This is a genomic window from Candidatus Sulfuricurvum sp. RIFRC-1 (assembly GCF_000310245.1).
In the GTDB taxonomy this organism is placed as follows: Bacteria; Campylobacterota; Campylobacteria; order Campylobacterales; family Sulfurimonadaceae; genus Sulfuricurvum.
In genome coordinates this window covers 746,439-770,203 of sequence record NC_020505.1, presented here as the reverse complement: position 1 = coordinate 770,203, position 23,765 = coordinate 746,439, and the positions used below count along the sequence as shown (strand labels likewise).

Here is a 23,765-nt window from a genome sequence, read left to right as displayed (position 1 = left end):
GATGAAACCAGTTTTAACCTATACAACACGTGAATCCATTTTACAAGAGTGGAAAGAAGCGCTCAGTAGCGAATACGATATGATCCACTGCCAAAGCGAAGATGCATGTTTGGAGATGTTAAAAATACACCCTCAAAGCACCCTTTTACTCCATAACAACTCCATGAAAGATGAAATCACAAAATTTTTAAAGATTCTTCATTACCAATTTCCTCAGGCCAATATCCTCCTTTTAAGCGATGTACCGAAGTTTCAAGAAGGGGTAGCGATGCTTAGAATGGGGGTAAAAGGGTATGGAAACAGTTACCTGAACAGTTCATATCTTACCCACGCCATGGATGTCGTAAGCGATGGAAATGTCTGGCTCACTCCACAGTTTTTGGATACGCTGATCAAAGAGACCTATGTCCCCACCGGTGAAAAAAAAGAGCCCCCTCGACTCAGTCTTCTCAGTAAACGGGAAAGAGAAGTGGCAGAGTATGTAGCACAAGGACTCAATAATACTGAGATTGCTGAACGGACACAAATCACCAAGCGAACGGTCAAAGCGCATATAACCTCTATCTTTGAAAAACTTCAAATTACCGATCGTCTCTCCCTCGCTTTGATACTTCGCTAACGATATATCCCTATAAATCGTATTTTATATTGGACCAAAGTACAAGGTAAATTGTAAAATTGGACCAAGGTACAATAGTTTCCCCTTCCTCTTTGTTCTACAATAGAAGTTACAAAAAAGAAGGAGTTTATCATGGCACGTACAGTCGGGACAGTTAAATCTATCAGTGGAAAAGCTGCAGTTAAAACACTCAATGATCAGTTACATGTATTAAATGTCGGTGAAGCACTTCATGAGAATGAGATGGTATATGCTTTGGGCACCGACTCAAAAGTTACCTTAACTTTAGAAGGGGGACGTGAACTGACCCTCAATGGAAATGATGAAATTTTACTCGACAAATCGGTATTTTCAGTCCTTGATGAAGGAGAAGCTCTCGATGTCAAAGCCCTTCAACAAGCATTAGCAGAAACATTAAATCCTGAGAATTTGGAAGAAACCGCTGCCGGACAAGAGGTTGTCGGTGATGCAAATGCAGGAGCTGAATTCGCAGATCGTAATGATGCACGCGGAGATCCAAGCAGTTATTTAACAGGAACCGAGAGTTCTCCATTAGCAGTCACCTTAGAACCGGATAATCCTCAGACTCAGAATACTGCACCTGACGCTACAGACGATAGCTACGACCCTGAAGCAGAAAATGATGCGTTGAGTACACCGGAGGATAGTTCTCTTACCATTCTTCCCGCTACGTTATTGAGCAATGATAGTGATATCGACGGAAATACCTTGAGTATCATCGGTGTTCAGGATGCGACGAATGGAACGGTTGCCTTAGTGGATGGCAATATTGTCTTCACTCCAAATACAAACTACAATGGGCCTGCAAGCTTTACTTATACTATCTCTGACGGACAAGGAGGTAGCGATACAGCAACAGTCAATATCAATGTCACCCCGGTTAACGATACTCCGACGATCGAAGTTACCGCCAATGACTTTACCGAAGACAGCGGCGTTCTTGCAGGTGCTACCGCAGGTACGTATGTGACATCCGATGAAGATACAGGTGACACCCTCACGGTGACTTTCAACACACCAAGCACTCACTACATACTCGAAGACGGTGTGGTCAAACTAACCCAAGCGGGTGTGGACGTAATCAACTTGGGTGGAACACTCGATACCATTGATCTTAAAGTAACCGATACGGACGGTGCATTTGATATTGACAGTGATACTCCTGTCGTTACTCCTACCAACGATACTCCGACGATCGAAGTTACCGCCAATGACTTTACCGAAGACAGCGGCGTTCTTGCAGGTGCTACCGCAGGTACGTATGTGACATCCGATGAAGATACAGGTGACACCCTCACGGTGACTTTCAACACACCAAGCACTCACTACATACTCGAAGACGGTGTGGTCAAACTAACCCAAGCGGGTGTGGACGTAATCAACTTGGGTGGAACACTCGATACCATTGATCTTAAAGTAACCGATACGGACGGTGCATTTGATATTGACAGTGATACCCCTGTCGTTACTCCTATCAACGATGCTCCAATAGCTGTCAATGACACAGGGAATACCGACGTCATCACCTATACATCGGCATGGAATTATGATCTCAATGCGGGAAATGACTATTCCAACGATAATGTTACTATCACCGCTCTCGGCGGAGAAGGTTTTTTAGTGGATGGCAGCGGACCGACTATGGGTGTTGATGGCCTATCCAGCGATTCGGGTCAACAAATCGATCCGGGAGAGGGGCTTCAATTTGTTTTTGACCAAGATATAAAATTGCTTTTGATTGATTTAGGAAATTTTAATTCAACTCATGACACGGTTACATTGATTCTCAAAGATGGTGACACTATCATAGATTCTTCTGAGTACACAGTTACCTTTAATATTTTGCAAAATGGTCATTATGGTGATATTCTCACCATTAACTCAGATGTCGCATTCGATACAATTCAAGTTCTCAATGATGAAACGAATGACAAATCATTTTCAATTGATCAGTTGCTCGCTTCAAACAGCGGAACAACGACACTAACAGAGGGTTCTCTCCTCTATTTTTCAGAAGCAGATTTGCTCTCAAATGATACAGATCCTGATGGAGATACTCTCAATATCATTAGTGTCGATGATAGTTTAACGTTAGGCAGTGTCACAATGGATTCAAACGGAAATATTCTTTATGATCCTACAGATGCATATGATACTATTATAGCTCCTGCTATCGACACGTTCAGTTATACCATCAGTGATGGAAATGGCGGAACAAGTACTGCAGTAGTAACCGTTACATTGCTTCCATCTGCAGGAACCACCTTTCTCGGTGACGTTCTGCTCATCGATGGCGAACAGACAATCGATCTCTCTAATATCAGCGCTCTTCTTTCAGACACCAACAGCACCATCAATCAAATCGACATGAAAAATGGAGATACAACCATATTGAACGTCTCTCCTGATCACGTCGATACAATCAGTGACGGAACGCTTTATGTGAATGGAGATGCGGGTGACACTATAGATCTTTCAGGCTCATGGTCTCTTGCCACAGATCAACTCACAGGATATGATAGTTACACCAGCTCAGTGAACGGTAATGATGTATTCTTACACGTCGATGAAGAGGTTACTATCATTCCATAACAAAAACGATGGAGCTTCGGCTCTGTCGATATAACCAAGGTGTAAAATAAAAGTAAGATTTTTTGTGGATTAGTTAAAAAGAGAGAGTGGAGCGGGAAACGAGACTCGAACTCGCGACATTCAGCTTGGAAGGCTGACGCTCTAGCCAACTGAGCTATTCCCGCATCACTGGCAGAATTATACCCTCTGAAGTCTAAAAATAAGATAAGAACTTATCGAATACGCTTACCGACAATATCCCCAAACAATAAAACATCTTCCAAAATCGCTTTTTCACATAATCCGTCTTGGTCCAAATTGATGAGCAACTCCCCATTCGCACTGCTAAAAATTCTATCATTTAAGACCACTTTGACAAAAATACCCTCTTCAATTTCAAGCTCTTTTTTTAACTTCTCAATCTCTTCTCCCTTAGGGAATACGACATCGATTCTGCCATTATTTTTATTGGCTCCAATCGCATACAATACTTGGTTTTGGCGTGATTTCATATATTGTTTGACATTAAAAAAGAGGCTCAAAATATCTTCGGAAGCATAATAATCATGTGTGACTTTTTCCCATTCATAGCCATCAACATTCTCTCGCCAAACGACTTTATTAGCGTGATCGAAGGTGTAGATTTTCGTCGTTTTTTTCGAATCGGTTCGTCGGATTTTGATGTATTTTTTGGGAACCAATTCTCCATTGATAATCGATCCGTGGCTTTCATAGATTTCAACACGGTTGTTGCTGAGTACTTGGGCGATTCCGGTTGTTCTTGCTTCGATTCGAATACTATACGTATCATCATCACGGGTCTCGAACCGCGCATCGGCAATCCCCATGGTTTGAAAAATCCCGTACGATACTGCATACGTAGCACTGATCACTTTTGCATTTGCAATCTGAGACAACAGGGCTAACACAAAGATAATTGTTTTCATGACTAAATCCTTTTGTGTTAGCGTACATCCGAATCGTGAAGGATTTGCGGATCAAATAAAAGCGAACTAATAGCTGTGATTTCGTCTGCTTTTAATTCAAAGCTGAAAATATCCAAATCTTCCGTAATGTGCTTCTGCGAAGTAGAGCCGATCAACGGCACGATACCGATATGATTCAAATAACGATAAAGTATCTGAGCTTCGGTTTTATTGTACTCTTGGGTCAGGGCAAAAAACTCTCGACTCGCTAAAATATGGGGATTGGCCGTGAGGCTCCAAAAACTCTGATAGAGGATTCCGACCTCATCACACCATGCCCGAAGTTCTATGTCGTATCCGCTCTGATCGTAAAACCGGTTTTGCACCACGGAGGGTTTCACTTCGGCATCACGGTACAAACGCTTCAGAAGTTCCACATCATAGCAATTGCTAATTCCCAGTTGTCGCGTACCGCCGCTGAGATAGATTTTTTCCATCGCTGACCATACTGTCGAGAGATTCGCGTACGGGAAAAGGGGAGAGTGAAGCACCAATGAATCAACATAGTCGGTTTTCAAATTTCGCTGTGACGTCTTAAATGACTGTTCAACCTGTACCTCCAAAGCCGCATTCGGATCATACGGTATCTGCTTAGGATCTTGCCCTGAGAGGGGGGTAAATTTGGTTTGGAGAAAGAGTTCTTCACGCCCTATCCCCCCAGCGGCCAATCGAACCAATGCTTCACCGACCAGCGGCTCTTCATAGTGTTTGGGCTGACACGCCGTATCGATCCCTCGAAATCCGCTCAATATCGCCATCTCCACCAAATCTGCGGTACGCTCTTTTTTCCATGCCGTCCCATAGATGAGAGCGGGCATTGTGATATTTTGGTTGGTTGTCAGCGTCGGCATCATGTGAAAATCCTCCGTAAAAATTATTAAAACAGTATAGTCTATGCAAATTCGAATCCAACTTTGTAAAATCATTAAATTCATAATTGAGTGCTATAATTTATCCATCTATAATCCAAAGAGGATAGTATGGATTCCTATTATATTTTATTCGGTGTACTTGCTCTTTTGTACCTATTTGTTAAATTCATCAATCGTAAAAGAGACAATTATAATGATGAAGATGACTGCGATATTTAACCGATAAAATTCTATACATAAATTAATGCGAGAACCATGACAACCCAAAGAGTACCGTTTGGATGGAGTGATCATCCGAAAAGAAATGCCGTTTTTTTAGCTATCTACGTCGAATCTATTTCCCCATGGAAATATTTTAAAGACAATATGCAGCACCTAAAATGTCCCGCCATGATTATGATCGATCGATGGGATGGACGGATGGGATTCCCCGGAGGCACGGTGAATGAAAATGAAACCCTCATGGAAGCTCTTGTACGGGAGATCAAAGAGGAGATCGGCATCACGATCAAACCTTCCCAAGTCCACCCTATCGTAAGCCACGAAACCCGTATTGTCACTCACCTCTACGGGCTAAAAGTACTTGAAGCGGAGTTCTTGCATATCTACTACCATATCCTCAACAACTTCTCCCGCTCTATTCTCCTGCATGCTTACGAAGAGGGAGATGAATCGCATTTTATGTCGGAGATCACAGGGATTAAGATTGTTCCGCTCCTCAAACACGATAACAAAGGGCTCAATCTCTTTATGCAAAATGCTTTCGCGGGTTCATCCCGCCAAGACCTTGATGTTCTTTTGTCCGAGATATTGGGGATATCTTTTTAGTCTTTATAAACAACAATCCATTACTCCCTCTTAAATAGGAGCTTATTACTATGAAAACACTCTACCTCATCCGTCACGCCAAATCGGATCGGAACGATCCCTCCTTGAGCGATTATGACCGCCCCCTAAACAAACGGGGCTCCAATGACGCTCCGTTTATGGGGTCGAAGCTTTTGGAGAGCGGTATCCATCCCGACCTCATCCTATCCAGCCCTGCTCTGCGCGCCAAAACCACCGCGATAGCCATTGCCGAAGCCCTCTCGTATCCATCGGAGTCGATCCGCTACGATCACGCCCTCTACGCCTCCGATGTCGAAACCATCCTCACCCTCATACGAGACATACCTGTGAGTGTCGATACCCTTTTTGTTTTCGGACATAATCCAGAATTCACCGAATGCGCCAACCTTATCACGGACGGCGATATCGATAACATTCCCACCTGCGGGGTTGTAGCGATGCGGTTGAAAAATGATAGCTGGGAGAGTATCGGGGCAAATTCGGCTGAAATAATCGGGTTTGATTTTCCGAAGAAATATCGGTGATTATGTAAAAATTGTGTAAATTCCGATATTCGGATATAATAACTGTATAAATTTCGAGGAGGAAGAGAATATGACAACTGCTGAAATCACTAAAATGTTTCAAATTGCTGATAGTACGCTCAGCGATTGGGAATCCAATCCAAAACGTCAAAAGCTCCTTACCCTCCTTCGTACTATTAGCCTTGATGAGGCTGAAGAGTATTTACAGCTTAAAAATATACCGTCAAAATTTAGCCCTAAAACCCGTTTCGTCAAACTTCGAAAAGAGTGGTTTAGTATTGATCTCTTATGGTCACGGCAAGATCATTTGCTTATAGAGATTAATAGTCTCATTTCCATTTATCTCTCAACACCAAATCAAGAGGATACCCAAACACTGATCCGTCTATTCGGGATCGAACGCGTCCGTTCCATCTTGATGAAACTCGAACATACCATGCCAATCGAAGATTATAATGAAGCTTCAGAGCAGATTGAATTCGCCATAGACTCGGAAACCTATTTTCAGAATCATCCGTTACCATCATTAGAGGAACTTCTACGCCATCCTAAAAAACGTTATATGACGTATCTGACCAAACACTATACTGCCGATGAGCTAGTAAAAATGGCTCAAGAGAAAAAAGTACCGTTTAACACCCTCTTTCAGATTAAAAAGATGACAGGACTTAGCGCATGACCGAAGCCATCAAACAGATTCTACCGATCATCCAAGATCATGAGATTTTTAGCAAGCATGATTTTAGATTGGTGGGTGGAACCGCCCTTTCCTATCATATCAATCACCGCATTTCCGAAGATTTGGATTTTTGCCTCACGCAAGAACTCCCCTTAGAAGATATTCAATCATTTATTGAGTTTTGTGTAGAGAAATTCGGTATGAGCAATATCGATTACATCCAACCTTCTCAAGCAATCAAGGAAGATTTCTTACTCGGTGGGGACAATGTCGAATACTATCTTCAAACATGGATGGTCAACGGTATAAAGATTCAATTTTTCGACGGTGGAAGTAATACCGGCACAAAAGAATTTCTTTCCGCTGATGTCTATACAACCATCGGAAATATCAAGATAGCTTCACTGGAGACGATCTTTAAAATGAAATCTTTGATGTTCTACAAACGAACCAAATCACGTGATCTCTACGATATGCTCCGATTCTACGAACTAAATGATTATCGCTTTACGCCAGAGACAACCAAATCGCTGATAATGCAACATGAACCGCTTTATTGCACAGAAGAATATTTCCAAACGATGTGGCTAGAGAGTTTTAAAACTAGAAAATATTTGGCAGAACGTGATGAAGGATTGGCGGGACTAGTCGGAAAGCCTCAAACATTTGAGGAAATGCGTATGAAGTTGGTAAAACTTTTTCAATAAAATTTCTATTGTAAAAAAGTAGTCTGTCCCGTTTTTTCTATAATCAACTAATCTTCATTTTTTTTATGTACAATTCGTGGAATCCGAGATTGAATAGAATCTAATCTCGAAAAATCAGGAAAAAGATTTTGTACATTTTCAGGCGCATCAAGCGCAGGATTAATCTCGGCTCCTTGATTTATTAGCTCAGCAATTGTTTTTATTGCTAACTTAACTCTTTCAAATTTTTCTTGATCAGCAGAACCACCTAAATGCTTATCTATGATAGCCCTTGTTTCCATATTTATAAGTTCATCTGTTAGCTCTTTTTGTGCTTGTAATAAATCTTCTAAACTTTCATTTTTTATATTAAGGCTTCTTACATATTGCTCATGAATTTTAACTTCTTGATATTTATTTGCTATGACAGCAGAAGCCCATACTGTTCCTGAAATTACCCCTACTGCAAGTGCTGATCCAGCATATAAATTTATCCAAAATGAACCATGTTCCCAATTTTCAATTGAAATAGCTGAATTAATAGCATCATCTGTGAGTAAGATTGAGAAAGCCTGTTCAAATGATTTAATAGAATGGTATAAAGCCCTCATGTCACTAGTTTCAGGTAATTTAATACTAATGGTATTTTCAGAAAGCGGAGGATATATCTCATTCGACAAATCCAATAGCAAAGAGGCTTTATTAATAACTTTTATTGCATCAGCATAAACATTATAAGCCCTACTTGTTGTAGTAAATGTTAAAGAATCTTGCGATGTTGAATACAATTCAGCTGCTAAAATCTCTTGAATTTCTTTGTGAAAAATCGGAATATTTTGAAGAAATGGAATAGCTACTTTAAAAGCCTGAATATTACCTATAGTAGTAGTTGAAAGTGATAATCTACATTCTTCGAACTTTACTTGATTGATATAATAAGCCATTTCTCTAATTCGCATAAAAATCCTTTTTTAATTAAAAAATACATTTTAGCATAAAAAATAAATGAAGAAATTTGAAGGCAAAAATAAAAAATAAATTTCTAGCAGTCTACTTATTCCTATTCAACCATCAACTCATTCTGATTGAAAATACCCAAAATAACAATATTCTCGCCAACAATCAAATACGAGATGGGGTAACCTTTGTGGATTAGTTCACGGTTGCCGTCTTCTGTAGATCTACCTTAGTGAGGGTTATCAATTAAGCTGTCAATTACTGTTTGTAATGCGCGGTTAAATTTTTTAGCGGCAGTTCGTTTGTCTTTTAATGAGAAAGTATTTGATGTGGTGGTGGGTCAACCAGGACTTGAACCTGGGACAACCCCGTTATGAGCGGGGGGCTCTAACCACTGAACTATTGACCCGTTTTTGAAAGAGCGCAATTATAAACGCTCTATCATTAGAGAAAGCTTTTTTTACCCGTATCCCCATAAAGATATCGGAACCGATAGGCAACGAGATTTTCCATAACGGCTAAAAGTACCATAAAGTTCACAAAACTGCTCCCCCCGTAGCTAAACATCGGCAGCGGAACCCCGACAACGGGGGCAAACCCGATCGTCATAGCGATATTGACCGACATATAGATGAAAAACAGCAGCGATAGACCTCCCGCGACCACTTTTATGTAGTAGTCCTCCGTCCAAAAGGCGATAATCATCAAATGGACGATCAATGCACCGTAAAGGGCAATCAGTAAAAACGCCCCGAAAAAACCGAATCTCTCCACCACATAGGCAAAAATAAAGTCACTCGATGCGATTGGGAGAAATTTCATCTGCGCTTGGGTAGCGTCCTCTTTGTTTTTACCGAAAAAGCCCCCTGATCCGACGGCAATAATCGACTGTTCGACCTGATAACTCGGTTTTTCACCCACAAAGTCCGTCAAACGCTGCTTTTGGTAATCGTGCAGCTGAGTGTAAATAAGCGGCAATGAGATCACGAACGTCACTGCCAATCCTATCCAGATTTTCCAATGTACCCCCGCGATAAACAAAATACCGAATCCCAGCAACGCCAAAACCGTAGCCGTCCCCAAATCGGGTTCTTTAGCAATCAGCAAAAACGGCAAAATGATAAAAAAGGAAAGTTTCAGAAAATCTTTCAGCCCATACCCCTCACGCGGAGGGGGATTACGACTAATGAGATAGGCGAGCATCAGCACAAATGCCGGTTTCAAGAGTTCAGAGGGTTGCAGGGTGAAATGGACAAAAGGGATCTCAATCCACCGTTTGGCCCCCAAACGGGAATGCCCGACGAACTCTACGGCGATCAGAAGTAAAATACTTCCCCAATACGCTATCGGAATCATCCACAACATTCGACGGATCGGGAGGAGGAAAAGGGAGATAAAGACACCGATGCCCACCGCAACGTAAACGAAGTGTTTTTGCCCTAGAACAGGATGTATCTCGTAAATCAGCCAACCTGAAGTAAATATGAGCGGAATCAATAAGATAATGGTTATGAAATCAAAGTGTGCTAAAATTCGGCGATCAATATTAAGCACTACGGTCCTTCGTTAATTTTTGCTAATTGTAGCATAGCGGACTTATAACATTTTAAACCATTCAGATACGATACCCAAAGGCACATTGTTTTGACACACGAAGAATCCCATTTTACGACCGACGAAGCGATCCGCTTAGACGTTTTTTTAACGCAGTCTCTCGGACAAACCCGCAACCAGATTGCCCAGCTCATCGAACAAAACTGTGTCACAGTGGATGGAAAACCGACCTCCAAATCGGGGCTTAAACTCAAACCTTCGCAAAACGTTCATATCCGCTTCCCCGAACAAAAATCGACTCCGGCATTGGAAGTCGATTTTGAGGTTGAAGTGTTGTTCGAAGATAACGACATCCTCGTCATAAATAAACCCAGTTCTCTCACCGTCCACCCTGCCCCAAGCGTCAAAGAGGCGACCCTCGTGGATTGGCTCAAACACAAAGGGATTGCCCTCTCAACCCTCAGCGGTGAAGAGCGCCACGGGATCGTCCACCGCCTCGATAGGGGGACCAGCGGCGCAATGGTGATCGCAAAAAACAACGAAGCGCACGAGGCTCTCTCCCTCCAGCTCCAGGACAAAACCATGGGTCGCTTTTATCTCGCGGTTGTAACTCCGCCGATGAAAGATGAGATCACCATCATCGACCGCCCGATCGGACGGAGTGCCCATAATCGTCTTAAAATGGCGATTAGTGAGACGGGTAAAAATGCCAAAACCGAATTTCGAAAACTTCTCCCCAGCCATGATGAGAGCGAAGAGCTGATTGCATGCAAACTCTACACCGGACGAACCCATCAGATTCGGGTTCATTTAGAGTCCATCAGCCGCCATATCATGGGGGATCACCTCTATGGAAGCTCAGCAAAAAGCGACAAAATGGAACGTATCTTGCTTCATGCATACAACCTCTATTTCACCCATCCCACGACCAAAGAGAGAGTCAGTTTCACCGCTCCTCTGGCCCCTGTGATGGAAGATTATTTACATAAACATTTTGATTCAAAGGAATTGCATGAACTCATCGATCCGATACGCATTGAGCGTCTCTTTAGCACTGAGTCTCTTTAGCGGTTGTGCTCCCCAGCCAGCTGTGCAAAAAACTGTCACGATTGACTCGACCCTTCCTACTCCGTCTATGAACGGTTTTATCGCCGATATCACTTCGGTAGCATTTGAGTGGAAACCGGTAAGCGACCCCAGAGTAACAGGCTATTACGTCTATCGTAACACTCCGGGTACCGACGATAAAAAGCTAGAGCGCATTGCAACCATCGACAGTCGCTTCGCAACCCATTATGTTGACAGCAATCTCAAACCCGGAAGCGAATACCAATACCGCTTTGCAACCATCACCAAAGAGGGAAGCGAGTCGGTGGCCAGTGAAACAACTCTCGTAGCCACACAGCCGATGATCGCTCCGATCAGTTTTTTCCAATCGGTCGGCAATATGCCACGCAGTGCCAAACTTCTTTGGCGTCCGCATCCGAACGGAAAAATCAACGGCTACATCATCGAACGCCAAAACGCGACCGACCAAAAATGGTCTGAAATCGCTACAATTACGGGCCGTTTGAACGCTGAATTTATTGATACGGAACTCAAAGACGGGCAAGTTTATTTTTACCGTATTAAAGCGACAACCTTTGATAAACTTGCAACCGAGCCGAGTGAAACGGCTAAAGTTGTAACCAAACCGCTTCCGCCGGAAATTAAAAACATCACCTCGACCAACAATCTTCCGCGTGCCATCACTCTCACATGGGCAGCAAGTGCCATCAGTGATTTAAGCCATTACAACATTTACCGCTCATCCAACCCGAACGGTTCGTTTGCGTATCATGTCAAACTCGAAACGACCAATTTTACCGATACGATTACCGAAGACGGGAAATTCTATTTTTATAAAATCACCGCTGTCGATAAAGATGGATTGGAAAGTGCCATCTCTTCGGTAGCAACCCAAGGTTCCACCCTCTCAAAACCGCAGACACCGATTGCCTATGAAGGGAAAATCGTGAATAAAGCGGCTGAGTTCCAATGGAAAAACAGCGATCCTCGAACGGTTTCCTATACCGTTGTCAAAACGACAAAAACGAGCTGGGTCAGCCGTGAGAGCATCGATATCAACAACATTACCGCACCAAGTTTTCGCGATACCGATATCAAAGAGGGTACAGGATACCTCTACGAAATCATGAGTGTCGATAAAGACGGTATCCGTTCTCTTCCGACGTCAGCGATCGAACTTAGCTACGAGGCCAAATAAAGTATGCCGCATTTACACATCGAATCGTTTAAACCGCTCACCTTGCCGACACGCTGCGGCGATGTAGAGTTTCTCTTTCAAGCCGACTATAAAGACGACAAAGAGGGAGCACTTATTGCAACACGCTATAAGGGAAGAGAATTCTTTTTAGTTCATAAAAAAGGGGATACGAAAGAGCTTCTCAAAAGCGATAAAATCACCCGCCCTTCTCCGAACTTTATCCTCAAACACGCACTCCTCGCTTACGCGGAGTGCTCAGGATCGGTTGTACTGGATTCAAATGTCGATAATGCCCCTGAAAATACCCATCTCAAAACCCATGATGCCCTAAAAACGATCCAGTTTTTTGCCGATAATTTTCCGCGTGAGCAAGAAGTCCGAATCGAAGTCGGATTCGGTTCTGCCCGCCATCTCCTCCACCAAGCGGCGGCAAATCCTGAGGTATTGTTTATCGGGTTGGAGATTCATAAACCCTCAATCGAACAGGCACTCAAACAAATCGTTATCCAAAACCTCACCAACATCATGATCCTCGATTACGATGCGCGACTTTTTCTAGAATTTGTCCCCTCAAATATCGTCGGTAAAATCTATGTCCATTTTCCGGTGCCATGGGACAAAAAACCCCACCGTCGTGTTATTTCCGAAGACTTTTTAAGAGAATCGGAGCGGGTACTCTGTGTCGATGGAACCTTAGAACTTCGCACCGACAGCGAAAACTATTACCGTTTTGCCCTAGAGACATTCAGTTCTCCGGCTATAAGCCGTTTCGATGTCCGTAAAAATCAAGAGATAGCCATTGTAAGCAAATACGAAGACCGCTGGAAGAAAATGGAGAAAAACATCTATGATGTCACCTTCACCTGTGAAACTGAATCTCCCGAACCCGACATGAGCGGAAATTTTGCATTTTCATCGACACCGATTGGTAGCGATGCACTGGGTCGCCTCTCCAAAGAGACCTACAAACAAGAATGGGGATTCATCCATGTTGAGAGAATCTTCCGTGTCGGTGAAGATGGCGGGATGCTCCGTTTGGCGATGGGAAGTTTCGATCGCCCTGAGAGTACCTATGTACTCATTGAAAACGGTTCTGCCCGCTATTTTCCATCCCTACCGGTTCGCACCAGTGCGAATCTCAAAGCCCATATCTTATTAGACGAGTTGCTGCATGGATAAAGTCATTATTGCCGAAAACCTCTCTCTCTCATACAAAGAGTTTGAAACCATCATCTCAAAGGCCAACTTCTCAATCGATGCGGGAAGTTTCGTATTTATAACCGGAGCAAGCGGAAGCGGTAAATCGACCCTTCTCAAATCGTTCTACGGTGCAATCGAACCTCGTGCAGGCCAGCTTATGGTTGGCGGTGTTAAGATGAGCCGTATCAGTACCTCAAAACTCAACTTCCTCCGTCGCCACATTGGGATCGTTTTCCAAGATTATAAACTGATCAAAGAGTGGACCATTGAGAAGAATGTCATGCTTCCCCTCATCATCTCAGGCTATACCAAAGATGTCAGCAGTACACAGGTACAAAAACTCCTCGGACATGTCAAACTGATTCACCAAAGCGGCAAATATCCCCCTGAACTGAGCGGCGGGGAGCAACAGCGAGTCGCGATGGCACGTGCGCTCGCCCATAATCCGATTTTGATCCTCGCGGATGAACCGACGGGTAATTTAGATGAATATTCGTCCCAAGTAATCTGGAATCTGCTGGAGGGGGCAAATACACAGCTCAAAACAACGGTCGTCGTTGTGACCCATAATATTCCAAACACCATAAACATTCCATACAAACACTACCATATCGAGATGGGGAATATCCATGAAGTCTCTTAAAAATCATATCTCTCTGATTATCGCCCTTTTTACCGTTTTGTTTTCGGTTCAGATTTATGTTGCGGTTGATCGCACCATCGCAGCCTACGAAACACGTCTGAAAAATGACTATTCAATCATCGTAGTTGCCAACAAAAGCCTCACCCCTACAGAATTTAAAGCAATGGATTCAATTATTGAACGCAGTGATGTTATCGCAACCGATCAGGTCTTAAAACGTCTCGAGGGAGAAATGAGCAAAAAAAATCTTGATTTGCTCAAACTCACTCTCCCGAAGTTCTACCGCATCTATCTAAGCCGTTTCCCGACCCCCTATGAGATTGAAAAACTTCAAAAGCGGCTTCAAAAACACTCGGCGATTGAGCGGGTAGAAGGGTATGCTCAAACCCATGACACAGTTTATAAACTGATGCTCCTCTTTAAAGATGTTGTTCAGATTTTTTCAATCGCTATCGCGGCCGTTACCTCGTTACTGATCCTCAAAGAGATGCGCTTGTGGCAATTTCAACATGCCGATCGAATGTCTATCATGGCCCTTTTCGGTGCTCCGGTATGGCTTCGTTCTGCAGTTCTCTTTCGTCTGGCGATCGTGGATGCGATTATCGCAACGATCGTGTTGTGTCTAGCATTTTTCATCATTGAACAATACGGCTGGATGGATCTATTGTTGCGAACTGTAGGAATCACTATCGAGCTTTTTGATTTTGTAAACGATGCCGTGCGTTCATTGTTGATCGCGTTAGGTGTATCGATTGTATTAACCCTTACGATCGTTATCGGCAACCGTGAAGAGGAATAGATGAAATTTTCCCTTTCGCTGTTATTGGTCTCTTTGTTAGCCCTCTCACTGCAGGGCGCTAAAATCGATGAAAAGATTCAAAACACCTCAAAAAAATTAACTGAAACCAAACAGACCTATTCAACTCTTACAGCGAAGCTCGAAGCAACCGCCTCAAAAATCCTGCAGCAAAAGCAGGTTATCGGTACACAGCAACAACAAATCAGTACCCTCGTCGAAGAACTTAAATCAAAAGAGACCGTGTATCAATCCAATAAATCAACCCTTAAAGGATTGGAGACACAACAAGGGCTTTTGATTAAAACCCAAAACGATATTGAGCAGCGTCTTGTTTTTGCCATCGCCCGCAATACCTCTATCTCATTGCTCATCAATGATGACCGAGCGAAAGAGGCCGATGCCATCATCACCGAAGAAGCCCTGAAACTCCATCTGAAACAGATCAACGAAGAGATTAAACAGCTCAATACCCTCTTTGTCGAAAACAATGCACGAATCGCCGGACTCTCTACCCAGACAACCGTGTTAAAAAAATCGATTGCCATAATCGATCAGGAGAAAAACAAGGTACTTGAAACCAAAAAAGAGAATGAAAAGGCGATTGCACTCCTCGAAAAAGAGAAGAGTCTGTATAAAAAATCGTTGGACAAAATTCTTAACCAACAGCGTTCACTCCAAAACACCCTTGCCAATCTCAATATTATCAAACGTGAATCACTCAAACCTAAAAAAGCTCCTCCACCGCTTGTAGCCGCTAAACCCGGTGCTAAACCGGTCCCGGAAAACGTCAAACAAGCGATTGCGGATTATCGTCCTTCCAGTGTTGCCGGTTACGCAGGGGAACATACCATTGCCCCACTCGATGGCTATGTAGTGACCAAACGTTTCGGACCCTATACCGATCCAATATATGGGATCAAAATCTTTAATGATTCCGTATCCCTTCGACCGACCGAAGCCGATGCCAAAGTCCGATCGGTCCTAAACGGCAAGGTAATCTTGGCAAAACCTACCGCAATGCTCGAAAATGTCATTATTATCGAACATGATAACGGTCTGCATACGATCTATGCCCACTTGGATAAAATCGCCCCTACGGTAGAGGTAGGCAAACGGCTCAAGCAAGGATCAATCATCGGACGCGTAGGACGGGAACTGATGTTCCAGGTCACGCAGCGTAACGCCCATATCGACCCGCTCCAGATGATCCGCTAATAATTTAATGTTGTTACACACTTTTCGGGCAATACCCAAAGGGCACGTGAGCCCGCAAAGTGGCGGGGACAAATGTCCCCTGCATCCCTCTAAAGCTACCCGCATATTTCTGATGCGGGAGAAAAATCTCCATATTCTGTTATTAAAACGGCCAGACGGCTCCGACTATTTTGCTTGCCCATCCTTGATTCACAGAACGGTCAATATCTCCCTCATTCGCATAAAGGATTTTTGCGTCCGAGATTTTTGATGAATTGATTTGATTGTTTTGATCGATATCATACGGACGAATTACCCCACTGAGCTGCATAACCTGTTTTTGTTCATCCACCATAATCTCACGTCGTCCGGTGATGAAATAGTTCCCGTTTGCCATCACTTTCACAATCCGTGCCGATACAGTCGTCGTAAAGGTAGCGTTTTTAGTCGATGATCCCGATCCTGAGTAATCCGAGCTTGATCCGGCACTAAATCCGATATTCGCAACACCGTTGAGTTTATTCACGGCGGAATTTACCGCAGAATTTTGCCCCGTTGAACTGAACAATCCTCCGTTTAGCCCCAATGTATCGGCTTCTGTGAGCGCTTTACTCGCCTTATTTGAGCTGGTTGCCGTTTCTGAAATCACAACCGTCACGATATCATTCACGTGCATTGCTTTGTGATCCGAAAACAATGGGCTATCACCCTGACCGAATAAACTTCCCCGCGCAACAAAGCTGTTCTCTTCTTCACGTGATGGCATCTCTTCAACATATTTAGGGGGAGTAAATGCAATTTCAGGCTCTGTAAGATGCGCTGTACACCCGCTTAACAACAACGATGCGGAAAGAATCGATAAATAAAGAGGTATGCGCATAATTCCATCCAAGTCATATTTAGCTATAATAAAGCAAAAATAGTTCCAAGGGATCCCGATGAGTTTAAAAGAACAAATCAGTAATGACATTAAAACCGCTATGAAAGAAAAAAATGCCCCTTTGCGTGATGCTTTGCGTCTTCTCAGTAGTGCAATGAAGCAAATCGAAGTTGATGAGCGTAAAGAACTCAGTGATGACGATATTATCAAAATCATCCAAAAGCAGGTTAAACAGCGCAACGATGCCATGAGCCAATACCGTGATGCCGGACGTGAAGATTTATACGAAAAAGAGGCTTCAGAAGCGGCTATTTTCGAAACCTATCTGCCGAAACAACTGAGTGATGAAGAGCTTGAGAATGCAATCCGCACGATTATTGCAGAAACAGGTGCAGCCTCCATGAAAGATATCGGCCGTGTTATGGGTGCCGCTTCTAAAACTTTGGGAGCTCAAGCCGACGGAAAACGGATCAACGAGTGTGCGAAAGCACTTTTGAGCTAATTAATGCTGAAATGGAAAGTCTATTTACCGGTTATTCGCTCAACATTAGAGCGTTTTACCCAAGAAGTACAAACCAGTGAATGCTTTGCAAAGCAAGATTCCTCTTATGCGCAAACCATCAATGAACAAAAAGAGAAACTTCTGAGTGTATTTAATCTCTTTGATACTCAAGATGAAAGCGAAGCGATTGAAGATTACCTAGAATTTTGTATTCACAATGACCTTCCCTACCTTTTTGTTCACAGTGAGCTCTCCAATGTCGCCAGAGCAATATTAAGCCTTTTGGCCTCGGAAGAGAAATGTTCCTTTATTAACGATACCAATGCCCATTTTACCGATCTGGAATCTCGTATTGCAGAAGCGTACTACCGCCATTTTTTACGTAAACTAGCAACGAAACATCACGTACGTCTTTCTCATCTCTCACACTTGATTGAAAAGCATCTGATGATCCATTATCAGCACCATTTGGAATGGATGCTGGTACTTATCGCAGAATTACAAGGGACTGCACGAGAAGGGAGTCAGTGCGAGCTTGATCATACCAAGTGTTCTTTTGGTCAATGGCTCCATAACCCCTCTATCCCCTATCTCTCCACAACAAGCCACTTCGCCGATATCCAACGGCTTCACATCAACCTGCATGAGTTAGCATCCAATATTTTTGCTCAAAATAGATCCAAAATCATCGAGCATAAAAATATGATTCAACTCTTACAGTACCTTGACTACACCTCACTTGAAATCGGCAATGAAATTGCGATTATCAATGATATGCTCATTATCGGTGAATACAGCAAAGACCCTTTAACCGGTCTTCTCGGACGACGACTCTTTGAAAAAATCGTTATGGGGCAAGTCGAAATAGCCAAAGCAACTGAAAGCGATTGCTCGATGATTATGTGTGATTTGGACCATTTCAAAGAGATAAACGACCGTTTCGGGCATCTCGCGGGGGATGAAGTAATCAAAAATTTTGCCGCAAATTTACAAAAAAATCTCCGTAAATCGGACTTTATTTTTAGATTCGGCGGCGAAGAGTTTTTAATCCTCCTCCCATCAACGAATTACAATGAAGCCCATATTCTCGCCGAAAAAATCTGTCTCGCGACTGCTGAGCAAGAGCTTACGTATGAAAATTCCGATATTTCGTATACTGTAAGTATCGGCGTATGTAAAATCGATACCAATGATCTATCGTTTGTTACCAAAGATACCATTCAAAAATATATCCATACCGTCGATGCACAGCTCTATCTTGCCAAACAAAATGGCCGTAATCGGGTAGAGTAAGATTACGCCAGCAGCTCAGGACGACCGTAATGGTATCCTTGAGCGTAATCGACTCCAATCTCTCTGAGGACCTCAAGGGTCTCTTCATCTTCCACATACTCTGCAATCGTCTGTTTGCCGAATTCTTTTGCAATTTGATGAATATGCTTGACAAAAATACGATCTTTTTCATTCACCGTAATATTTTTAACGAATTCACCATCGATTTTTACATACTCCGTATCAAAATATTTGAGATAAACAAACGATGAAAATCCTGATCCGAAATCATCCAGAGCAAAGCTGATCCCGATATTTTTCATCGATTCGATAATTTCCATCAAACCGTTAACATTATGGATCGCTTCACGCTCTAAAATTTCGATGGTTACGCCGCTGTTTAATGACGGCATCGGATTACTGCTGTAATGCGCTTGAATCAAATCTACATATTCCCCACCAAAGAGGCTGTTCGTAGAGAGGTTAAAGAAAAACCGCTTATCCCACCACCCTTTTTCTTCTCGGATACGGAGACCTTTGGTCAAAATAATCTGATCGATTTTCGAGGCGAACCCTAAGCTTTCCGCGACCTCGATAAATTGCCCTGCCGCCATGTAACGTTTACCGTCACGAATACGGGCTAATACTTCATATCCGAATAATTTGCCTGTTTCGACATGGTAAATCGACTGGATAAACGGCTCAACGCGATCTTCATCAATCGCACGACGGAGAAACTCCCCTTTTTTCTGAATCTCAGCGGCCATTTCCTGATCACTTTGATCGGCACGTGCAATCGTATTTTTTCCTGCACGCTTGGCTTTATACATTGCCAAATCCGATCCCGTAAGAAGAGATTCGATGTTTTCTCCCTGCTCAGGATACTCGGCAATTCCGAAACTTGCTGTCAAAGTAATCTGATCAAACATCAATGAAATAGGGGTTGCCTCAAGACGTGAACGAAGTTTTTCAACGACTGCATACCCATTTTCATACGGCGTTTCCGGGAGAAGTACCGCAAATTCATCGCCTCCCAAACGGGCCAATATATCCGCGTTTCGAAGATTTGTACCGAAAATATTGGTCACCTCTTTGAGAACCAAATCCCCTGAAGCATGCCCGTACGTGTCATTAATGTATTTAAAATTATCCAAATCGATCATCAAAATCGTAAACTTGTGACGGTGACGCACAGAGCGTTTAATCTCATAGGTCAAAAACTCTTCAAATTTTCGACGGTTGTAAAGTCCGGTGAGATAATCGCGATCGGAGAGTTCTTGAAGCTTTTCATAATAATCTTGGATCGAATCGAGCATTTTATTAAAATAATTCTCGATATTTTTTACTTCTAAAATTTTGGTCTTGAGACTCACCCGTTTGGCCATATCGTTTTTACTGATAATCTCTTGGATCATCACGATAAATTGGTTGATAGGCTGTACCAATAGGGCATTGAGTCTAAAATACAAAATGGCGAAAATCATAATCGTAAAGACGACGAAGAAAATAATAAAGGAATTAATCATCGTCGTCAATGAGATTTTGAGATTGGCTACCGGAAAACGGACGTCAATAACACCGTTAATGTCTCCAACTTTGGCATTCGTGTGGCATGAAAGACACTCTTGATTAACAACAATCGGATAGAGATAGCGGATCTCTTCATCTCCGGTGAGGATCTCTTCCCCTTTCATCGCCCGTAAAACCATCGGATCATGTTCGCGGATCTGCTTGTCTTGCGGACGCTCTCCGAACAACTCTGAAACGATAGGACTGCGATAAGCATTTACCCGCATATTGGGTTCAACTTTGTTCAAACGAAGAATAATCGCATCCAGTTCTTCTTTACTCCACCCTTTTTCCATCGCGGAGTAAAGAGCCTCAAATGCTAATCGGCTTGTTTTTCGAGCATCAACACGAGCAAGGTCATCAATAGCTCGTTTTTTGATAAAAACACCGTACACAAAGGCAACCGCCAAACTTGCTACTAGCGAAAGTATAACCGTTTTGGCGATGAGCCTTTTATAAGTTGTGTACGACTTCATTGAAAATTCCCATCTATTCTTTCATAATATAAAATCATTATAACACGAAACTTTTAAAATCCTAACGGAAGGCTTCTTTATTCTACGGAAGCAATCCTAAAGGCAATTGAATTTTGGAAAATCAGAGGATGAGAATACTGGCACGTCAATACTCCTCCGATCGGGGCAATAATTTTCTCTAGCTTCTCACCGCTGAGAGCATCGGTAATACGTCCTAATGTATCCCCTTTTTCAACCGTGGTGCCGCAGGATACCAATGAATCAAAAATACCGGCATAGGATGCTTTAAGAACCGTAATATTTTCAGGAAAAATAATGTTGCTTTGAAAGCCGTCAAATATCGGGACATTTAACATCCCCTGCTTTGACATTAAGCGTACCAATGAGTCTTGCACTTCACGGCTGGCGGTATGATCGATTGAACCGTTTTTACCAAAAACGATGGAGAGAGCTTTTGTCCCCCAAAGCTGCCAGTTGTACTGCAACATCACGGTCTCTAGCGGACTATAAGGACGATAATGGATAAAACGCATCCCTAAAGCATAGGCCGATTCCATATCTTCATAATCACTTTTAATGAGTTTGACATAGGGCATACACATCCCCTGATCACGGCGGCCTTCCAAAATGATCCCATAATCGTATCCCTGAAGCGATTCAAACAGCTTCGCGGCAATCCGCTGAGTGGTTTCACCCTGAGCATACCCCGGAAACATCATATTGATATCGGTTTTATCGAGAGGCCAAAAGGTTTGTCCCATATTCAAAGCGTACGTATTAACCGCCGGAATAACTAAAATCTTACCGCTTATTTTCCCCTCTTCCTCTTTTTGACGCAGATAATCCACCAAACGCGACGCAACATAGAGCTGATTGATATGATCACCGCTCATCGCACCGACAATGGCAATGGAGGGGCCTTTAGCATCTTCACCGAATACGAAGCCTTCCACGTTAAGAGGAGCACGATTCGGAGATTTAAAATTGAGTATTTCGATCCGTTTCATCCATTTTCTCCGAAAATTCGACCGACAAGCGATCCCTCATAAACAATTGGATACGCTCGAAGGGTAAAGAGTATCCCTCCGATCGGAGCGATCACTTCATCGAGCGTTACCCCGCTGAGAGGATCGACGATTTGTCCCACAACGGAACCTTTCTCGATCATTTGGCAGTGTTCGATCGAGGGGACAAATAATCCAGGGCACGAAGCATTCAGATACGCGACTTCTCCTACATGCGACTGTATCGGAAGGCGTACCTTCAGCGGTTCAATCGCTAAAAATCCCTCTTCCGCCATCAGGTTTAGCAGCCCATCCAAAAGCTGATGCCCATACCCTTTGCTTAAGCGCATCCCAACACCCATTTCTACGACAAGCGTCTTTGTTCCCAATGTATTCATCGCATGAGCAAAGGTCGATTCCAAAACCGTTACCGCATCATGCACCCAGACAAAATCGATATTGAGTTTATTGGCCAACGGCACAAGCATTTGGGCTTGGGATTTTGCGATACGCACTTGAGGAATCTCCCGTAAAAAAACGTTTGAGGAGTGGATATCGATGGCGATTTCGGAACCCTTCATGGCATTAACCACCCCATCGGCGATCTGGGCGGGGAGAAAATCGTTTTTACTGCCGGGAAAAATACGGTTCAAATCGACATCGTAAAAGGGAACGGAGCGGGTAATGCTGTCAATCCCAAGGCTGTTAATCGCAGGATAGATATCAACGGTCCCTTTAATCTTATCAGGATTGGCCCGAAGCCACTCGCCGAGGAGAAAACAGACATACTGCCCCTCCAGTTCATCCCCATGGATTCCGCTGACAATCGAAATCCGCTTTTTTGTTTCTCCATTCTCAGGTGTATATCGGCACCGCTGAATCCGAAACTGCTCCCCGACCGGAAGATCGATCGAAAAAACCTCTTCAATGATACCCATACCCTCACCGCTCATGATTGTGATTGCGAAACGGCTGAAGCACAGGTATCTTTATGGATCACTCGATCAACGACACTGTTGAGAAAAAGCAGGAATTTTGAAATATCCGACGTAGTGACATTGATAGGGCGATAATTACGGTTCAGCTGTCTCGCAATACTGTTAATCACTTCAATATCAGCCGTTACCATCTCAATTTCACCGTAAAGTCGTAGAATGAGATCAAACCGCTCGATCTGCTGTCCGAACCGGATCAATTGATACGCTCTGGTACGATCCAGTTCGGTTGAAAATATCCCTAATATCAAACTGCAATTATCGATAATCTCTTCGAGATTGGTAGGGCTCACGGCACGATCCCGCCCCGCAACCAATTGATTATGAATTTTATTGAGGGTGGCGAAACCCCTCTCATCAAGCAGATGACGTGTCTCAATGGCATTTTCGCGTGCCCAGCTGATAATCTGCTCAACACTTCCGCCGTACGTTCCATACACCCCTTGTTTCAAAAAATCGAGCGCATTTTTGTACTCGATCTCTACCCCCAGTTTTGTATAGAGTTTTCGCCCATCCTCGAAATCCCGGTCAATCACGTAATCGTAACTGTTGACCAGCTCTTTGAGCATTGTCTCTGCTCTTTGAACATAGCGCCCGAACCAATAAAGTCTTTGCGCGGTATTTACCGAAATTGCCATACCGTTGAT

General features: G+C 43.2%; 23 protein-coding genes and 2 tRNA genes. 14 read left to right on the top strand and 11 right to left on the bottom strand.

What is annotated here, in order from left to right; genetic code table 11:
• The first annotated feature begins 1 nt into the window (after position 1).
• Together B649_RS04025 and B649_RS04020 are read left to right on the top strand one after the other, a co-directional pair.
• A complete protein-coding gene (locus tag B649_RS04025; RefSeq protein WP_015653225.1) occupies positions 2 to 619 on the top strand; it encodes a response regulator transcription factor in 618 nt (205 codons plus the stop codon).
• A 132-nt stretch (positions 620 to 751) separates the two neighbouring features.
• Positions 752 to 3,232 carry a cadherin-like domain-containing protein gene (locus B649_RS04020; RefSeq protein WP_015653224.1) on the top strand — a complete coding sequence of 827 codons (2,481 nt, stop codon included), beginning with the start codon at positions 752 to 754 and terminating at the stop codon, positions 3,230 to 3,232.
• An 87-nt stretch (positions 3,233 to 3,319) separates the two neighbouring features.
• Here the strand turns inward: B649_RS04020 and B649_RS04015 are convergent.
• The 3 genes from B649_RS04015 to B649_RS04005 form a co-directional block, all read right to left on the bottom strand.
• A tRNA-Gly gene (locus B649_RS04015) sits at positions 3,320 to 3,396 on the bottom strand.
• 48 nt (positions 3,397 to 3,444) lie between these two features.
• Positions 3,445 to 4,158 (bottom strand): DUF3108 domain-containing protein, encoded by a 714-nt coding sequence (locus B649_RS04010; protein ID WP_015653223.1) that lies wholly within the window; start codon positions 4,156 to 4,158, stop codon positions 3,445 to 3,447.
• 17 nt (positions 4,159 to 4,175) lie between these two features.
• Complete coding sequence (locus B649_RS04005; protein ID WP_015653222.1) at positions 4,176 to 5,051, bottom strand: aldo/keto reductase; 876 nt, start codon at positions 5,049 to 5,051, stop codon at positions 4,176 to 4,178.
• A gap of 273 nt (positions 5,052 to 5,324) precedes the next feature.
• Here B649_RS04005 and B649_RS04000 point away from each other — a divergent pair, with 273 nt between their 5' ends.
• The 4 genes from B649_RS04000 to B649_RS03985 all read left to right on the top strand — a co-directional run bounded on the left by B649_RS04000 (position 5,325) and on the right by B649_RS03985 (position 7,828).
• A complete protein-coding gene (locus B649_RS04000; RefSeq protein WP_015653221.1) occupies positions 5,325 to 5,897 on the top strand; it encodes an NUDIX hydrolase in 573 nt (190 codons plus the stop codon).
• 50 nt (positions 5,898 to 5,947) lie between these two features.
• Positions 5,948 to 6,442: a histidine phosphatase family protein gene (locus tag B649_RS03995; protein ID WP_015653220.1), complete on the top strand. Its 495-nt coding sequence runs from the start codon at positions 5,948 to 5,950 to the stop codon at positions 6,440 to 6,442.
• A 70-nt stretch (positions 6,443 to 6,512) separates the two neighbouring features.
• Entirely contained in the window at positions 6,513 to 7,121 is a 609-nt protein-coding gene (locus B649_RS03990; protein WP_015653219.1) for a hypothetical protein, read from the top strand.
• Positions 7,118 to 7,828, top strand: coding sequence for a nucleotidyl transferase AbiEii/AbiGii toxin family protein (locus B649_RS03985; protein WP_015653218.1), 711 nt, complete (start codon positions 7,118 to 7,120; stop codon positions 7,826 to 7,828). The genes B649_RS03990 and B649_RS03985 overlap by 4 nt, the downstream gene beginning before the upstream one ends.
• Before the next feature lie 47 nt (positions 7,829 to 7,875).
• On the opposite strand, the gene B649_RS03980 is transcribed toward B649_RS03985, so the two are convergent.
• The 3 genes from B649_RS03980 to B649_RS03970 form a co-directional block, all read right to left on the bottom strand.
• Positions 7,876 to 8,766 (bottom strand): hypothetical protein, encoded by an 891-nt coding sequence (locus B649_RS03980; RefSeq protein WP_015653217.1) that lies wholly within the window; start codon positions 8,764 to 8,766, stop codon positions 7,876 to 7,878.
• 331 nt (positions 8,767 to 9,097) lie between these two features.
• Positions 9,098 to 9,173 (bottom strand) — tRNA-Ile (locus B649_RS03975).
• Positions 9,174 to 9,208: 35 nt separating this feature from the next.
• Positions 9,209 to 10,318 carry an FtsW/RodA/SpoVE family cell cycle protein gene (locus tag B649_RS03970; protein WP_015653216.1) on the bottom strand — a complete coding sequence of 370 codons (1,110 nt, stop codon included), beginning with the start codon at positions 10,316 to 10,318 and terminating at the stop codon, positions 9,209 to 9,211.
• A 90-nt stretch (positions 10,319 to 10,408) separates the two neighbouring features.
• Between B649_RS03970 and B649_RS03965 the strand changes: the two genes are divergently transcribed.
• Genes B649_RS03965 through B649_RS03940 form a run of 6 tightly spaced genes read left to right on the top strand, consistent with a single transcriptional unit; the run spans position 10,409 to position 16,441 of the window.
• On the top strand, positions 10,409 to 11,386 hold the full coding sequence (locus B649_RS03965; protein ID WP_015653215.1) for an RluA family pseudouridine synthase: 978 nt from the start codon (positions 10,409 to 10,411) through the stop codon (positions 11,384 to 11,386).
• Positions 11,331 to 12,584 (top strand): fibronectin type III domain-containing protein, encoded by a 1,254-nt coding sequence (locus B649_RS03960; protein ID WP_015653214.1) that lies wholly within the window; start codon positions 11,331 to 11,333, stop codon positions 12,582 to 12,584. Before B649_RS03965 ends, B649_RS03960 begins: the two co-directional genes overlap by 56 nt.
• A gap of 3 nt (positions 12,585 to 12,587) precedes the next feature.
• Positions 12,588 to 13,763 (top strand): tRNA (guanosine(46)-N7)-methyltransferase TrmB, encoded by a 1,176-nt coding sequence (trmB, locus tag B649_RS03955; RefSeq protein WP_015653213.1) that lies wholly within the window; start codon positions 12,588 to 12,590, stop codon positions 13,761 to 13,763.
• On the top strand, positions 13,756 to 14,427 hold the full coding sequence (locus B649_RS03950; RefSeq protein WP_015653212.1) for an ABC transporter ATP-binding protein: 672 nt from the start codon (positions 13,756 to 13,758) through the stop codon (positions 14,425 to 14,427). Before trmB ends, B649_RS03950 begins: the two co-directional genes overlap by 8 nt.
• Complete coding sequence (locus B649_RS03945) at positions 14,414 to 15,226, top strand: hypothetical protein (RefSeq protein WP_015653211.1); 813 nt, start codon at positions 14,414 to 14,416, stop codon at positions 15,224 to 15,226. Before B649_RS03950 ends, B649_RS03945 begins: the two co-directional genes overlap by 14 nt.
• Complete coding sequence (locus B649_RS03940; RefSeq protein ID WP_015653210.1) at positions 15,227 to 16,441, top strand: peptidoglycan DD-metalloendopeptidase family protein; 1,215 nt, start codon at positions 15,227 to 15,229, stop codon at positions 16,439 to 16,441. It begins immediately after the preceding gene.
• Between the two features lie 142 nt (positions 16,442 to 16,583).
• On the opposite strand, the gene flgH is transcribed toward B649_RS03940, so the two are convergent.
• Positions 16,584 to 17,300, bottom strand: a complete 717-nt coding sequence (gene flgH, locus B649_RS03935; protein WP_015653209.1) for a flagellar basal body L-ring protein FlgH — start codon at positions 17,298 to 17,300, stop codon at positions 16,584 to 16,586.
• A 58-nt stretch (positions 17,301 to 17,358) separates the two neighbouring features.
• Here flgH and B649_RS03930 point away from each other — a divergent pair, with 58 nt between their 5' ends.
• Positions 17,359 to 17,802, top strand: coding sequence for a GatB/YqeY domain-containing protein (locus B649_RS03930; RefSeq protein ID WP_015653208.1), 444 nt, complete (start codon positions 17,359 to 17,361; stop codon positions 17,800 to 17,802).
• Positions 17,803 to 17,805: 3 nt separating this feature from the next.
• A complete protein-coding gene (locus B649_RS03925) occupies positions 17,806 to 19,095 on the top strand; it encodes a sensor domain-containing diguanylate cyclase (RefSeq protein ID WP_015653207.1) in 1,290 nt (429 codons plus the stop codon).
• Positions 19,096 to 19,097: 2 nt separating this feature from the next.
• Here B649_RS03925 and B649_RS03920 read toward each other — a convergent pair whose 3' ends face one another.
• The 4 genes from B649_RS03920 to B649_RS03905 form a co-directional block, all read right to left on the bottom strand.
• Positions 19,098 to 21,119, bottom strand: coding sequence for a diguanylate cyclase (locus B649_RS03920; RefSeq protein ID WP_015653206.1), 2,022 nt, complete (start codon positions 21,117 to 21,119; stop codon positions 19,098 to 19,100).
• Positions 21,120 to 21,196: 77 nt separating this feature from the next.
• Entirely contained in the window at positions 21,197 to 22,126 is a 930-nt protein-coding gene (locus tag B649_RS03915; RefSeq protein ID WP_015653205.1) for a M14 family metallopeptidase, read from the bottom strand.
• Positions 22,123 to 23,061: a M14 family metallopeptidase gene (locus B649_RS03910; protein ID WP_041192557.1), complete on the bottom strand. Its 939-nt coding sequence runs from the start codon at positions 23,059 to 23,061 to the stop codon at positions 22,123 to 22,125. Before B649_RS03910 ends, B649_RS03915 begins: the two co-directional genes overlap by 4 nt.
• An 11-nt stretch (positions 23,062 to 23,072) precedes the next feature.
• Complete coding sequence (locus tag B649_RS03905) at positions 23,073 to 23,756, bottom strand: alpha-E domain-containing protein (protein WP_291750934.1); 684 nt, start codon at positions 23,754 to 23,756, stop codon at positions 23,073 to 23,075.
• Positions 23,757 to 23,765: the final 9 nt, after the last annotated feature.